The 14,191-nt window shown below is 61.6% G+C and carries 9 protein-coding genes; 5 read left to right on the forward strand and 4 right to left on the reverse strand.

Features of this window, described 5'->3' with window-relative positions; translation table 11 throughout:
• Positions 1 to 6: 6 nt before the first annotated feature.
• Positions 7 to 810, reverse strand: a complete 804-nt coding sequence (gene dkgB / locus HKK52_RS30720) for a 2,5-didehydrogluconate reductase DkgB (protein WP_169373857.1) — start codon at positions 808 to 810, stop codon at positions 7 to 9.
• Between the two features lie 158 nt (positions 811 to 968).
• Positions 969 to 1,508 carry a PaaI family thioesterase gene (locus tag HKK52_RS30725; protein WP_169373858.1) on the reverse strand — a complete coding sequence of 180 codons (540 nt, stop codon included), beginning with the start codon at positions 1,506 to 1,508 and terminating at the stop codon, positions 969 to 971.
• A 205-nt stretch (positions 1,509 to 1,713) separates the two neighbouring features.
• On the opposite strand from HKK52_RS30725, the gene HKK52_RS30730 reads away from it, so the two are divergent.
• The 3 genes from HKK52_RS30730 to HKK52_RS30740 all read left to right on the forward strand — a co-directional run bounded on the left by HKK52_RS30730 (position 1,714) and on the right by HKK52_RS30740 (position 4,628).
• On the forward strand, positions 1,714 to 2,580 hold the full coding sequence (locus HKK52_RS30730) for a pirin family protein (RefSeq protein ID WP_169373859.1): 867 nt from the start codon (positions 1,714 to 1,716) through the stop codon (positions 2,578 to 2,580).
• 72 nt (positions 2,581 to 2,652) lie between these two features.
• Entirely contained in the window at positions 2,653 to 4,095 is a 1,443-nt protein-coding gene (locus HKK52_RS30735) for a mechanosensitive ion channel family protein (RefSeq protein ID WP_169373860.1), read from the forward strand.
• 92 nt (positions 4,096 to 4,187) lie between these two features.
• Positions 4,188 to 4,628 carry a carboxymuconolactone decarboxylase family protein gene (locus HKK52_RS30740; protein ID WP_169373861.1) on the forward strand — a complete coding sequence of 147 codons (441 nt, stop codon included), beginning with the start codon at positions 4,188 to 4,190 and terminating at the stop codon, positions 4,626 to 4,628.
• Here the strand turns inward: HKK52_RS30740 and HKK52_RS30745 are convergent, their stop codons facing one another.
• A complete protein-coding gene (locus tag HKK52_RS30745) occupies positions 4,629 to 6,218 on the reverse strand; it encodes a DHA2 family efflux MFS transporter permease subunit (RefSeq protein ID WP_169373862.1) in 1,590 nt (529 codons plus the stop codon).
• On the reverse strand, positions 6,215 to 7,333 hold the full coding sequence (locus HKK52_RS30750; RefSeq protein WP_169373863.1) for an HlyD family secretion protein: 1,119 nt from the start codon (positions 7,331 to 7,333) through the stop codon (positions 6,215 to 6,217). The genes HKK52_RS30745 and HKK52_RS30750 overlap by 4 nt, the downstream gene beginning before the upstream one ends.
• A gap of 237 nt (positions 7,334 to 7,570) precedes the next feature.
• Between HKK52_RS30750 and HKK52_RS30755 the strand changes: the two genes are divergently transcribed.
• Both HKK52_RS30755 and HKK52_RS30760 read left to right on the forward strand, forming a co-directional pair.
• Complete coding sequence (locus tag HKK52_RS30755) at positions 7,571 to 9,289, forward strand: ShlB/FhaC/HecB family hemolysin secretion/activation protein (protein ID WP_169373864.1); 1,719 nt, start codon at positions 7,571 to 7,573, stop codon at positions 9,287 to 9,289.
• A gap of 92 nt (positions 9,290 to 9,381) precedes the next feature.
• On the forward strand, positions 9,382 to 13,881 hold the full coding sequence (locus tag HKK52_RS30760; protein WP_169374320.1) for a hemagglutinin repeat-containing protein: 4,500 nt from the start codon (positions 9,382 to 9,384) through the stop codon (positions 13,879 to 13,881).
• Positions 13,882 to 14,191: the final 310 nt, after the last annotated feature.

Here is a 14,191-nt window from a genome sequence, read left to right on the forward strand (position 1 = left end):
GCAAGATCAATCCCAGTGTGGGGCGATGCCTTTGGGGCTGGTCAAGCGCTGGCCGCGATCCAGGCCGGCGATCAGCGCCATGTCGGCGTCGCTCAAGGTCAGGGTGCACGCCTGCAGGTTACTTTCCAGGTTGGCGCGTTTGGTGGACGACGGGATCACCGCGTAACCCAGTTGCATGGCCCAGGCCAGGGTGACCTGTGCCGGTGTCGCTTGCAGGCGCTCGGCAATCTGCTGGATCACTGGGTCCTTCAACACTTCGCCATAGGCCAGGGTCATGTAGGAGGTGATCTGAATGCCTTGGCTCTGGGCGAATTCGACGACCTTGCGGTTTTGCAGGTACGGGTGCAGCTCGATCTGGTTGGTGGCGATGTTCTCGGCACCGACCGCGACGATGGCCTGTTGCATCAGGTCCACGGTGAAGTTGGAGACGCCGATCTGGCGCGTCAGGCCCAGTTTCTTGGCTTCGAGCAGGGCGCCCATGAATTCTTCCACCGGCACCTGGTCTTCCGGGGATGGCCAGTGGATCAGCGTGAGGTCGAGGTAGTCGGTTTGCAACTTGCTCAGGCTCTCTTTGAGGCTGTCGATCAGGCGATCCTTGGCGAAGTTGGCAACCCAGATCTTGCTGGTGATGAACAGCTCTTCGCGGGGAATGCCGCTGGCGGCGATGGCCTGGCCGACGTCGGCTTCGTTCTCGTAGATTTGCGCGGTGTCGACGACCCGGTAGCCCAGGTCAAGGCCGGTGCTCACCGAATCGATGACCACCTGGCCTTGCAGGCGGAACGTACCAAGACCGAATGCGGGAATAGACATCAATGACTCCAGGGTTGCAGTGGGAATGGGCACGAGTATCCGCGCCGATGCCCTTGAGAAAAACCGCAGGTGGGTCAAGTCAATGTTGACTGAAAGTCATGAATCGAGAAATTGTGGGTGACTGTTCTGGCCTCATCGCGGGCCGTGGTTCCGGAACCTTACCCCCGCGCCTCAAGAATCATGCAAGTCGTCGACCCGGTCGCATACAACCGCCCATCCACGTCATAAATCCGCCCCTCGGCCAACGCCGTCGAACGCCCCAGATGCACAATCTTGCCTTCGGCCCGCACCGGTCCGCTGGCACCGGTCAACGCGCGCACATAGCTGATGCGCAAATCCAGCGTCGTGTAGCCCTGGCCTTTCTTCAATTGCGTGTGAATCGCACAGCCCATGCACGAATCCAGCAAGGTCGCCGCATAGCCGCCGTGCACGCTGCCCAATGGGTTGTAGTGCCGGGAATCCGGGGTGCCCTGGAAGATGAACAGCCCGGCTGACCATTCGATCGGGATGAAATCCATCAGCGTGCCAATCGGTGGTGAGGGCAGTTCACCGTTGCCGATGCCCTCGAAAAACTCCGTTGGCGAAAGGGCGCTGACTTCGGCCATGGACAAACTGCCAGGGCCGGCGAGACGGGCGCGCATGGTCTGTTCCTGGGCGATCCATTGGGCGAGGGTGGCGTCGCGGGTGGGGCTTTGCATGGTCATGTCCTTGGTTGGATATTACGGCTGTAATCTGCGTCGATATTATGTCCGAAATAAAAACCTTGCCAGCCCTCGATTGCTTGAATCAATCCGTGCATTGTTCTACTGGTGGAACGCTGAGGCCGGTTGTTGCCGTCTAGTGCAGAATTGCTATCAGATTTAAGCTGGGTTCATGGCTTCACCCACCTTTTTCGGAGGCACGATGAAAAACATCATCGGTATCTACACCAGTCCACGGGCCCATTGGGTCGGCGACGGTTTTCCGGTTCGCACGCTGTTTTCCTATGACACCCTGGGCAAACACATCAGCCCGTTTTTGCTGCTGGATCACGCCGGTCCCGCCGAATTCACCCCGACCACCGAACGGCGTGGCGTCGGCCAGCATCCGCACCGTGGTTTCGAAACCGTGACCATCGTCTACGACGGTGAAGTGCAACACCGGGATTCCACTGGCAGTGGCGGCATCATCGGCCCTGGCGACGTGCAATGGATGACGGCAGCCTCGGGGATCCTCCACGAGGAGTTCCATTCCGAAGATTTCGCCAGACGCGGCGGCAAGTTGGAAATGGTGCAACTGTGGGTCAACCTGCCGGCCAAGGACAAAATGGCCGACGCCGGTTACCAGACGATTCTCGACCGCGACATCCCGAACATTGCGCTCAAGGACAACGCGGGCAGCCTGCGCCTGATCGCCGGTGAGTTCGACGGCCATACCGGGCCGTCGCGCACCTTCACGCCAATTGATGTCTGGGATATTCGCTTGAACGCCGGCAAGTTGCTGACCCTGGATTTGCACGAAGGTCGCAACACCGCGCTGGTGGTGCTGCGCGGCACGGTGCAGGTCAATGGCCTGGAACTGGCGCGGGAAGGGAAGTTGGCGCTGTTCGAACGCGACGGTGCTCAACTCACCCTCGAAGCCAATGGCGATGCAGTGGTGTTGCTGCTCAGCGGCGAGCCGATCGACGAACCCATCGTCGGTCACGGTCCGTTCGTGATGAACACCGAGCAGGAAATCCACCAGGCGTTTGCCGACTTCCAGTCAGGGCGGTTTGGGCGGATGAAAGGTTAACCACCCGCAGGCTTCGCCAGCTCCTACAATGTGTGAGATCTTCGCGCCATTGGCCCTCGCTGGAGTTGCTTGATGCTGTCACTGCTCACCAATCACCCGCTGCTCGCCGCCCTGGCCCTGATCCTCATTGATCTGGGGCTGTGGCGCTTGATCAGCACCAATGGCAGCAACTGGAAACTGGTCGTGCGGCTGGTGATTTTCGGGTTGTTCAGCGTCCTGCTGTTCAACGAAGGCCTGAACCCGATGGAGCCGGCACCGTGGGTCGACAACGTACCGCTGCACCTGGCCGCCACCGGTTTGCAGATCGGCTGGTGGCTGTTCGGCGCGCGCACCCTGACGGTGCTGATCGGCGCGGTGATGATGCAACGGGTCGGGCACACCGGGCGTTTGCTCCAGGATTTGCTCGGCGCGGTAATTTTCCTGATCGCGATCATCGCGGCCATGGCCTACGTGCTCGACCTGCCGGTCAAAGGCGTGCTCGCCACTTCCGGCGCGGTGGCAATCATCGTCGGCCTGGCGCTGCAAAGTACCCTCAGCGACGTGTTCTCCGGCATCGTTCTGAACACCACCAAGCCTTATCAAATCGATGACTGGATTTCCATCGACGGCACCGAAGGCCGGGTCACCGACATCGACTGGCGCGCCACGCGCATGCAAACCGCCCAGGGCAGCCTGGCGGTGATTCCCAACTCCCTGGCGGCCAAGGCCAAGATCATCAATTTCAGCCGGCCCAGCGACATGTTCGGCGTGTCCATCAGCCTGCAATTGAGCCCCCACGCGCGACCCAACACCGTGGTCGAAGCCCTCGAACGTGCGATGCAGGGTTGCCGTCTTCTGCTTGATCACCCGGCACCGAGTGTCGCCTTGAAAAGCTCCAGCAGCACGGGCGTGGAATACGAAATCAGCGGGTTTGTCGCCTCGATGGACCAGAAACGCACGGTGCGCAACCTGCTGTTCGACCTGGCGTACCGGCACTTGCAGGCCTCCGGCATCAATCTGCTGTCGAGCGTGGAACCCCTCGCGCCGAGCAGTTTTTCCCGGCCACGGGCGCTGCTGGAAAGTTCGACGATTTTCTCGACCCTGCGCCAGGAAGAAAAAGAAACCTTCAGCCAGAACATGACCCTGCAAACCTTCCGCGCCGGCGAGACGATACTGGCGGCGGGGGAGGTCAGCGATCACTTGTTCATCATTGAGTCCGGGGTGATTTCGGTGACCCTGACACGTCACGGCACACCGTTCGAGTCCGGGCGCATGGGGCCGGGCGAGGTGATTGGCGAGGCTGGCATCCTGTCCGATACCTCGGTGCCCGCTGCATTTACCGCCAAGACCTTCTGCGCCCTGTACCGCATCGAAAAGGCCTACCTCAAACCGTGCCTGGATGCCCGTCACGACATCAACGATGCCATGAAAGCCTTGCTCGATTTCCGCTTGCACAAGGCGCGGACGTTGACCCAGGACGAACCGGTGGTGGTGCCGAAGAAGGGGTTTTTGCAGTGGCTCAGAAGTCGCGCCTGAATGGCCTCCTCGTCTTCTCGAATATTGGCTATTTGTCGAAACCACGGGCGGGATTAACTTAGCGCCACACCCACTTGTGACGGAGCCCCACCATGAAACCCCGTATCGATTTCTACACCGCTTCCCCGGACGCCCTCAAAGCGATGATCGCCCTGGAAACCGCGGTGTCGAAACTGCCGCTGGAAAAGAACCTGATCGAACTGGTCAAGCTGCGCTCCTCGCAAATCAACGGCTGCGCCTTCTGCCTCGACATGCACAGCGCCGATGCCCGCAAGGGCGGCGAAGACGAGCGTCGCCTGGCCACCTTGTCGGCCTGGCGCGAAACGCCGTTCTTCACCCCCCGTGAACGTGCGGCCCTGGCCTGGACCGAATCCCTGACCCTGATCAGCCAGACCCACGCCCCGGACGAAGACTATGACCTGGCGGTCTCCGAATTCAGCTCCAAGGAAATGGTCGACCTGACCGTAGCCATTACCACCATCAACGCCTGGAACCGCCTGGCGATTGGTTTCCGCAAAATGCCTCAAGCCTGATCAATGAGCATCTGCTGACGGCGCGGCCGGTGGTTGCACCTTGCGCATCAAGGGCACCATCGCCGTGGCGATAATGAAGCAGACCATGATCATCAGAAACGCGTCGCCATAGGTTTGTGTCTGGGCTTCGCGATACGTCAGCAACCACAGCTGATGCAGGCTGGCGGTGACCCCGGCGTCACCGCTTTGGCCGAGGGCGGCGAAGTTATTGCCGACCTGGGACAGCCACTGGTTGAGTGCTTCGTTGGTGCTGTTCAAATGCTCGGCCAGCCGCGTGAAGTGCAGGTTGGTGCGGTCATTAAGGATGGTTGCACAGGCCGCAATGCCAATCGCGCCACCCAGATTACGCATCAGGTTGAATAACCCCGAAGCATGTTTAAGCCGCGACGGCGCCAGGCCGCCCAAGGTCAAGGTCACCGCTGGCGGCACCGCCAGTTGCTGGGCAATCCCGCGCAGGGCTTGCGGCAGCATCAATTCTTTGCCCCCCCAGTCATGGGTAATCGGGCTGAAATCCCACATCGATAACGCGAACAGCCCCAGGCCGGTCATCATGATCCAGCGCAGATCGATGCGGTTGGCCATAAAGGCGTAGAGCGGAATCGCCATGATCTGGAACACCCCGGTGGAGAAAACCGCCAGGCCAATGTCCAGCGCACCGTAGCCACGCACCCGACCGAGAAACAGCGGCGTCAGGTAAATCGTGGCGAACAGTCCGATCCCGGTGACGAACGAAAAGAAGCAGCCGAGGGCAAAGTTGCGGTCTTTCAGGGCGCGCAAATCGACGATTGGATTGGCCACGTGCAGCGTCCGGCCAATAAAGGCCAGGCCGGCGAGGCCGCTGATCCACGCCGTGGTCAAAATCGTGCTGTCGCTGAACCAGTTCCAGCGCGGTCCTTCTTCGAGGGTGTATTCCAGGCAGCCGAGAAACAGCGCCATGAACACCATGCTGATGTAGTCGGCGCCCTTGAGCAGCGACAATTCCGGCTGGTCGATCTTCACTAGCATCGGCACGGCCACGGCGACGAAAATCCCCGGCACCAGGTTGATGTAGAACAACCAGTGCCACGAAGAAATGTCAGTGATCCAACCACCAATCACTGGGCCCAATGTCGGTGCCAGCGAAGCCACCGCGCCAATGGTCGCAGCGGCAATCACCCGTTGTTTACCGGTGAAGAAAAAGAACGCGGTGGTGAACACCAGCGGGATCATCGAACCGCCGAGAAAACCTTGCAGGGCGCGAAAGGCGATCATGCTCTGAATATTCCAGGCCGCGCCGCAGAGCAGGCTCGCCAGGGTAAAACCCACCGCCGAAGCGCAGAACAGCCAACGGGTGGAGAACACCCGGGACAGCCAGCCCGACAGCGGAATCACGATGATTTCAGCGATCAGGTAACTGGTCTGCACCCACGCGGTTTCGTCGGTGCCAGCCGAGAGTCCGCCGCCGATGTCGCGCAACGAAGCGGAAACAATCTGGATGTCCAGCAGCGCAATGAACATGCCGATGCACATGCTGGCGAAGGCGAAGACTTTGGTCGCCGTCGCCATGTTCGCGGGGTTGAATGGCTGCGCGGGGGCGGCGACGGTGCTCATGGTGCGCTGGCCACGGCTGGGGTTTTGTCCTCGGCGCGGGTGTCGACTTCAGCGGTCACCGACAGGCCGGGACGCAGGTGACCGAGCACGCCATCAGCCGGATCAAGGACGATCCGCACCGGCACCCGCTGCACGATTTTGGTGAAGTTGCCGGTGGCGTTTTCCGGTGGTAACACGCTGAACTGCGCGCCGCTGGCCGGGGCGAGGCTGTCGAGATGACCGTGGAATACCTGGCCGGAAAGCACATCGGCACGAATGATCACCCGTTGGCCCGAGGTCATCCGCGCCAGTTGGTCTTCCTTGAAATTGGCATCGACCCACAGTCCACTCGATGGCACCACCGACAGCAATTGCGAACCGGCCTGGGCATACGCGCCCACCCGCGCCCGACGATTGCCGACCACGCCATCCACCGGCGCTTTGAGTTCGGTGTAGCCGACGTTCAACTGCGCCAGATCCCGCTCAGCCTTGGCTTGCATCAGTGCGGCGCGGGCTTGTTGTTTCTGGGTTTCGATCACGTCCAGTTGACGCTGCGAAGCCAGCAATTCCGCCTGAGCCCGGGCACTGATCGCCTGAGCGGTCTTGAAGGTCGCGTTGGCGCGTTGCGCGCTTTCCACCGAGACCGCATTACTGCTCACCAGTTTTTTGTAGCGCGCATCGTCATCCCGCGAACGGGCGGTTTCGGCACCAGCGGCATCGATCCCGGCGCGCGCCTGACCGATCACCGCATGTTGCAATTGTTCGGTGGCGTCGAGGTTGGCCAGCAGCGCTTCCTCAGCCGCCACCGCGCCTTCGGCCTTGGCCAGGTTGGCGCGGTAGTCGCGTGAATCCAGGCGCACCAACACATCGCCGGCCTTGACCTTCTGGTTGTCGGTGACCAGCACTTCTTCGATATACCCCGCGACTTTCGGCCCGATCACCGTGACGTCGCCGCCAATGTAGGCATCGTCGGTTTCTTCAAGGAAACGCCCGGCGCTCCACCAGTGCGCGCCGTACAGCCCGACACCGACCAGCACCGCAACGGCCACCGTCATCAGCAGCAAACGCTTGAGCACGGGCGGCTTTGTGGTCACCGGGACAGCCAGGTCGGGTTCAACGGTGGGCATGCTGGTCATGGGAAATACCTGTGGGAAGCGGGTCTTTATTACGGATGTAATATGACGCAGGTAATATATTGTGGCAATTTATTTTTGCTGCCAGTCGTCAGGTAGAGGACGGCGGCAAAAAGCTGATCAATTGTTTAAGAAATGTAAGCGTTGTAGGACGCGTCTTGCATTTGCGTGGGATGGATCTGACTATCACGCAAATTGATGGAGTGGCATTAAGCCATTTGATGATCGCAAGGATGTTGAGTGCCGTATTCGTTTTGCGCTATTCCTCGTCGTAGTCGCACGCTGTTATCGGCGCTGCTGTTGAGCCTGGTTGTTTCGTCGCTGTACGCCGCGGAACCCTCCAGCCCCGGCCAGGAAGTGTTGCGCCAGCAGCAGCAACAACAGCGCGATCTGCAACAACTGCAACTGGAGCAACGCCGCCGGCAATTGGAACGCGGCAGCTTCAGTGCGCCGCCAGTCACGCCAGCGCTGTCCGCCCAAGTGACCCCGGATGAACGCTGCTGGCCCTTGAGCGGTACGCGCATCGGCGGCGTCACTTTGATCAGCAGCAAAAAACTCAACGAACAGATCAAGCCGCAACTCTCGGCGTGCATGGGCGTCGGCCAGATCAATCATCTGCTGGCGACCATCACCGCGCTGTACGTGGACGCCGGTTACATCGCCAGCCGTCCGTATCTCAGCAGCGCACCAGCGGCGGGGCAGTCGCTGGATATCGTGGTCGATGAAGGTTACGTCGAGTCCGTCGAGCTGGCCGACCAGAGCCTGCCGGTGTCCCTCGGCGGCGCCTTCCCCGGCATGCTCGGCAAGCCGCTGAACCTGCGCGATCTGGAGCAGGGCCTGGATCAGTTGAACCGCCTGCGCTCGATAGACCTGACCGCCGACATCGCCCCCGGCAGCCAGCCCGGCGCCTCGCGGATCATCCTGCGTTCGCGCACCAGCGGCCAGTCGCGTTGGGCCTTGGGCCTGGGTGCGGACAACCTCGGCAGCGCCAGCACCGGACGTGATCGCGACACCCTGAGCCTGAGCCTCGACAGCCCGTTGCAGCTCAACGACTCACTCAACCTCAGCGCCAGCGACACCCTCAACCAGGGTGATCGCTACAGCCGCAACGCCAGCCTCTATTACGCGATCCCTTACGGCTACTGGACGTTCAGTGCCTTCGCCAGCCACGCCGAATACCGCGCGCCGTTCAAACTCCCCAGCGTGACGTTCCACAGCACCGGCATCACCGACCAGCTCAGCCTGCGCGCCGACCGGGTGCTTTGGCGCGATCAAAGTCATCAGCTCAGCGCCAACCTGCAACTGGCGCACAAAGACGTCGACAGTTATCTGGAGAGCGTGCGCCTCGGCATCCAGAGCCCGACCCTGACCGTGGCCGAAGCCGGGTTGAACCTGTTCTGGCTCAACAGCGCGGTATGGAACCTCGACGTCAATGTCGCCCAGGGCCTGCGCTGGTTCGGTGCCGATGACGATGCCAACCGCCAGGTCAACAACCAGCCCAAGGCGCAATTTCGCAAGTACCGCGCTGGCCTGAGCCAATGGCGCAACGGCCAGTTCGGCCAGCAAGCCTGGCAATGGCAGAGCCAATTCAACGTGCAATACAGCCCCGATCCGCTACCGGCCATCGAACAACTGCTGGGCACCGACGATTCGGCGGTGCGCGGTTACCGGGTCAACAGTACCTCGGGCGCCAGCGGCGCGATCTGGCGCAACACCTTGCGCCTGCCTCTACGCAGCGGTTTACCACCGCAGATCACCCCGCGCCTGGGCCTCGACAACGGCTGGATCAAAGCTGACCACGGCGCCCAGGGCCAACGCCTGAGCGGGGCCAGCGCCGGGGTCAACCTGAGCTGGAAAAACCTGCAAGTGGACGTCGATTACCAACGCAACCTCAACACCCCCAGCGGTTTGCAGCATGAGCCTGAGACCTGGCTGATGCGCGTAGGGCTGGCGTTATGAATTCAGAAAAACAGCCGTCGGACCTGAGCGCCACAACCACGGCCAACAACTCGGCGCGCCACGTGATGCCGCACTTTTATCGAGAGGTTTTTATGCCTGCACAGACATTTGCGTTTCATCTTTCCCCCCGGGGAAAACTGCGTTGGGCGATTGCCAGCCTGTTCCTGATTGCCCACTTGCCCAATGCCCTTGCGGGTGGCGTGGTGGTCGCGCCAGGTCCCGGTGGCACCGCGCAACTGCAAACCCAGGGTGGCGTGCCCATCGTCAATATTGTTGCGCCCAATGGTTCCGGCCTGTCGCACAACCAGTTTCTTGATTACAACGTCGACCGCCAGGGCCTGGTGTTGAACAACGCCTTGCAGGCCGGGCGATCCCAGCTCGCCGGGCAACTGGCAGCCAACCCGCAACTCCAGGGCCAGGCCGCGAGCGTGATCCTCAACGAAGTGATCAGTCGCAACGCCTCGACCCTCAACGGCGCCCAGGAAATCTTCGGCAAATCCGCCGATTACGTGTTGGCCAACCCCAACGGTATTTCGGTGAATGGCGGCAGCTTCATCAACACGCCGAACGCGAATCTGGTGGTCGGTCGTCCCGAATTGAACGACGGCAAGTTGCAAGCCCTGAGCACCCGCGACGCCTCGGGCAATTTGCAGATTCAAGGCGCGGGCCTGCAAAACCGCGAAGGCTCGATCAACCTGATCGCGCCACGCATCGACAGCCAAGGCAGTCTTGCGGCCCGTGATCAACTGAACCTTACGGTCGGGCGCAATCAGGTGGATTACGCCAGCGGCCAGGTGAAAACCGTGGACCCGGCCGGTAACACCGCAGACCAACGCATCGACGCCAGCCTGTTCGGCGCCATGCAGGCCGGACGCATCAACATTGTCAGCACCGCTGAAGGCGCGGGTGTGCGGGTCGGCCCGGTGCAAGTGGCGGGCCGCGATGGCGTGCAGATTCGTTCCGCCGGTGACTTGAGCATCAGCGGCCAAGCGGTTCCGGACAGCCTCGATGTGGTGCGTGCCGGCGTGCGCAGCAGCCAGGGCGATGTTGCTCTGCACAGCGGCAAGGACCTGACCCTGGCCGCCACCGACGTCAGTGGCCGCGACGTCAAACTCGACGCCAAACGCAACCTGACCTTGAGCACCGTCGAAAGCCGCAAGCTGCAGCAAACCCGCGAAAACTGGAACAACAGCACCATCGGCATCACCTGGGAAACCTACGACCGGATCCAGACCGATAGCGATTCGCGCCAGCACGGCAGCCAGATTCTCGCCAGTCGTGATGCTGCGTTGTCGTCCGGTGGCGACACCGAACTCAAGGCGGCCAAGATCGACGCGGCGAACAAACTGAGCGTCCAGAGCGGCGGCGATCTGCGCCTGAACGCCGCCACTGAAAGCCACACCACAACCGACCAGGGCAACCACCGCAAACACCTGTGGAAAGCCGACTGGGACAGCAGCAGCGAAGAACAACGCAGCATCACCAGCCAGTTGAAGGGCGGTAATATTGCCCTGGCTTCGGCGGCGTTGCTGCGTTCCGAAGGCGCTGAGTTGACCAGCAAGGGCGACATCAACCTTGCCGGCAAACAGGTCGACATCACCAGCGCCAGCCGCACCCAGCGCAAGAGTGACAACCGTTATTCCGGCGATCTGGTGGGCGGCGGTTTCTTCGGCAAGACCGGCGATGCCGATCAGGGCAAGACCCAGAACCAGGGCAGCAAGGTCAACGCCGCCGGCAAACTGATCGTCAAGGCCGATGACGTGCGCATCAGCGGCAGCCAGGTGCGCGGCGGTACCGAAGCCAGTGTGATCAGCGACAAGGGTTCGTTGATCATCGATGGCGTGCAGGACACCTCCCACGCCAACAGCCACGACAAGGACAGCAAGTTCTTCGGCATCACCAAGGATGAATCCCGGCAGAACGCCAAGGACAGCACCACGCTGCGCAGCGAGCTGACATCGGACAGCAACCTCAAGCTCAAGAGCGCCAAGGACATCGAAGTGGCCGGCGCCACGGTCAAGGCTGACGGCACCCTGAGCGCGGAAGCGGCGGGGGATGTGAAGGTGCATTCCACCCAGAACACCCGCGAAACCAGCAAGACCACCGAGACCCGCGGCTTCGACGCCTACGCCAAGGAGAATGGCCCGGACGCCGGCCAATACCGCGCCGGGGTGCATTACGAAGACAAACAGCAAACCGTGAGCAGCAACGATGTGAAGCAGCAAGGCTCCAGCCTCAGCGGCGCCACTGTGCAACTGGCGGCGGACGGCGACCTGACGCTCAAAGGCGCCGAGGTCAAAGCCACTAATGGTGACGCGACCCTGACTGGCCAAAACGTCTCGCTGCTGGCCGAGCAGGACAGCCACACCACCTCGACCGATAAAACCAGCACCGGCGGCGGCTTCTACTACACCGGCGGCCTTGATCGTGCGGGCAGTGGCGTCGATTTCGCCCACACCACTTCGCAAGACACCACCGGCAAAACCACGGCGCAAACCACCGGTGTACAGAGCAGCGGCAACCTCAACATCAACACCGGCAAACTCACCACCGAGGGCGCGCGTGTTGATGCCGGCAAAGGGCTGAATGTCGCGGCGGTCGAGGTCGACAACCGGGCCGCGAGCAACACCGACAGCAGCACTCATCAAGAGAGCAACTGGTCCGCTGACATTGGCGCGAACGTCGAGTACAAGGACATCGCCCGGCCCATCGCCGGAGCGGTCAAAGACGTGTGGAACGGCAAGGTGCCGGACAAGGACTCACTGGCCAATCTCGGGCAGCCAAATCTCGGCATCGACCTCGCCATCGGGCATCAGGAGGCGAGCCACACCGAGCAGAACACCAACGCCGTGGTCAGTCAGTACAAGGGCGGCACCGTAGACGTGAAGGTCGACGGCACGTTGCAGGACCAGGGCACGCAGTACCAGGCGAGCGCGGGCAAGGTCAACATCGGCGCCGACTCCCTGGTGGCAAACGCCGCAAGCAACACCCACAGCAGCCGCGATCAGGCACTGGACGCCAAGGCTGATGTGCGGGTCTACACCAAGACCGGTGAGGACGTGAACGTCGCCGCCAGCGGCGCGGGCGGCAGCAGCCAGACCCGCAAGGACAACGCCACCGCCGTGGTCGGCCGCTACGCCGGCAGCGAAGGGGTGAACATCAACCTGCGTGGGAACGGTCAGTTCGAAGGCAGCCATTTCGATGGCGGGCAGGGCGGTGTTTCGATCAAGACTGGCGGTGAGCTGGCGTTGAACCAGGCCAACGACCGGCAGAACAGCGACACCTCAAGCCTGCGTGGTAACGGCTCGCTGAATGTCGGTACGGCACCGGGTACCAACGGCACCAATGTCGATCTGGGGGCGGGTTTCCAGCTTGATCACACTGGCAATCAGACGCGGGACAGTCAGGCTCAGGTAGCGAGCATTCAGGGCAAGGGCCCGGTGCTGTTGAGCAGTGGCGGCGATCAGATCCTACAAGGGACGAAGGTCGACACCATTGGCGGCATCGACCTGAAGGCCGGCGGCAAACTCGACCTGCAAGCGGCGACCGACACGCACACCGCTACCGGCAGCAACCTCGGCGGTGGCCTGAACGTGGGTGGCAGCAAAACCACTACCGAGAAAAGTGCTGATCAGGGTGGCAACCTGAGTGCCAATTTCAATATCGGTCGGGTCAACGAAAACACCCAGACCTTGACCGGTGGCCAGCTCAACAGCCAGGACAAGATTGCCCTCAGCGGCGATGCGATCCATCTGCAAGGCACCCAGGTCAGCGCCCCGAGCGTGAGCCTTGATGCGCAGAAGGGCGGGATCACTCAGGAGCCGGCGCAGTCCACGCAGAACCGCACAAACTGGAATGTCGCGCTCAATGCCGGCGGTAACCTGAGCAACAGCACGCCGACGGTCGTGGATGAAAAGAACGTCGCCACGAGTGATCACGGCTTCAATGCCGGAGCCAAGGTTGGTGTTGATTACTTGCGAGGCACCACTCAGCACAATAGTCAGATCAAGGCTGACAGCGTGGTGTTGAACAGCACGGGGGATGTGCAGTTGAGCGGCGCGCGGATTGATGCGGCGACGGTCAGCGGCACGGTTGGCGGTGACTTGAGCGTGGAAAGTCGTCAGGACAGCCAGACCAGTGCCAAGGTTAATATCGACCTGGGCCTTACCGGCAAGAAAGCCGCGCCTCCCGAGAAGGAAAACGTCGCCAAGGGCGGGACTGACTACAAGCCAACACTGAAGATCGATGGCGGTTACGAGCATAAAGACAGTGTCAGTCAGGCTTCCGGTATCAGTGGCACGCAAGGCGTTAACCTGAACGTCGGCGGCGCCACGCAGCTGACCGGCGCACGGATTGCTTCGACCGAAGGCCGGGTCGATCTGGGCGGCTCGAAAGTCCGTTCCACCGACCTGAGCAACCGCGACTACGGCGTAACGGCCGGTCTCGATCTGCCTGAAAAACCGAAAGCCGAGGGCAGCACACCCGAGGTTTCGCTTGTGGGTGAACACAACGTCAAACTCGGTCCCGTGACAATCGGCGGTCATTACGACAGCCAGTCGCTGCAGGCCGGGATTGATGAGAAAAACATCTAGGCACCCATATCACCCTTGATCGTTCCCACGCTCTGCGTGGGAATGCCTCAATGGACGCTCCGCGTCCGCTTCTGGGACGCGGAGCGTCCCGGGCTGCATTCCCACGCAGAGCGTGGGGACGATCATCCAACAGCGTTATTGAGCAGCCAATCGGGTCTTGCCCGCGTTCAAGGTTTCCAGGCTCGCGAGGTAATCGGCGTCCTACTCGATCAATCCGGCGATCCGTTGCATCAGTTGCGGGCGCTCGGTGACGGCCATTATCGGTCACGGCCCCTCATCAAATGCCTGGCGCGCGGCCTACCCGGCGCGT

The organism is Pseudomonas sp. ADAK2 (assembly GCF_012935755.1).
In the GTDB taxonomy this organism is placed as follows: Bacteria; Pseudomonadota; Gammaproteobacteria; order Pseudomonadales; family Pseudomonadaceae; genus Aquipseudomonas.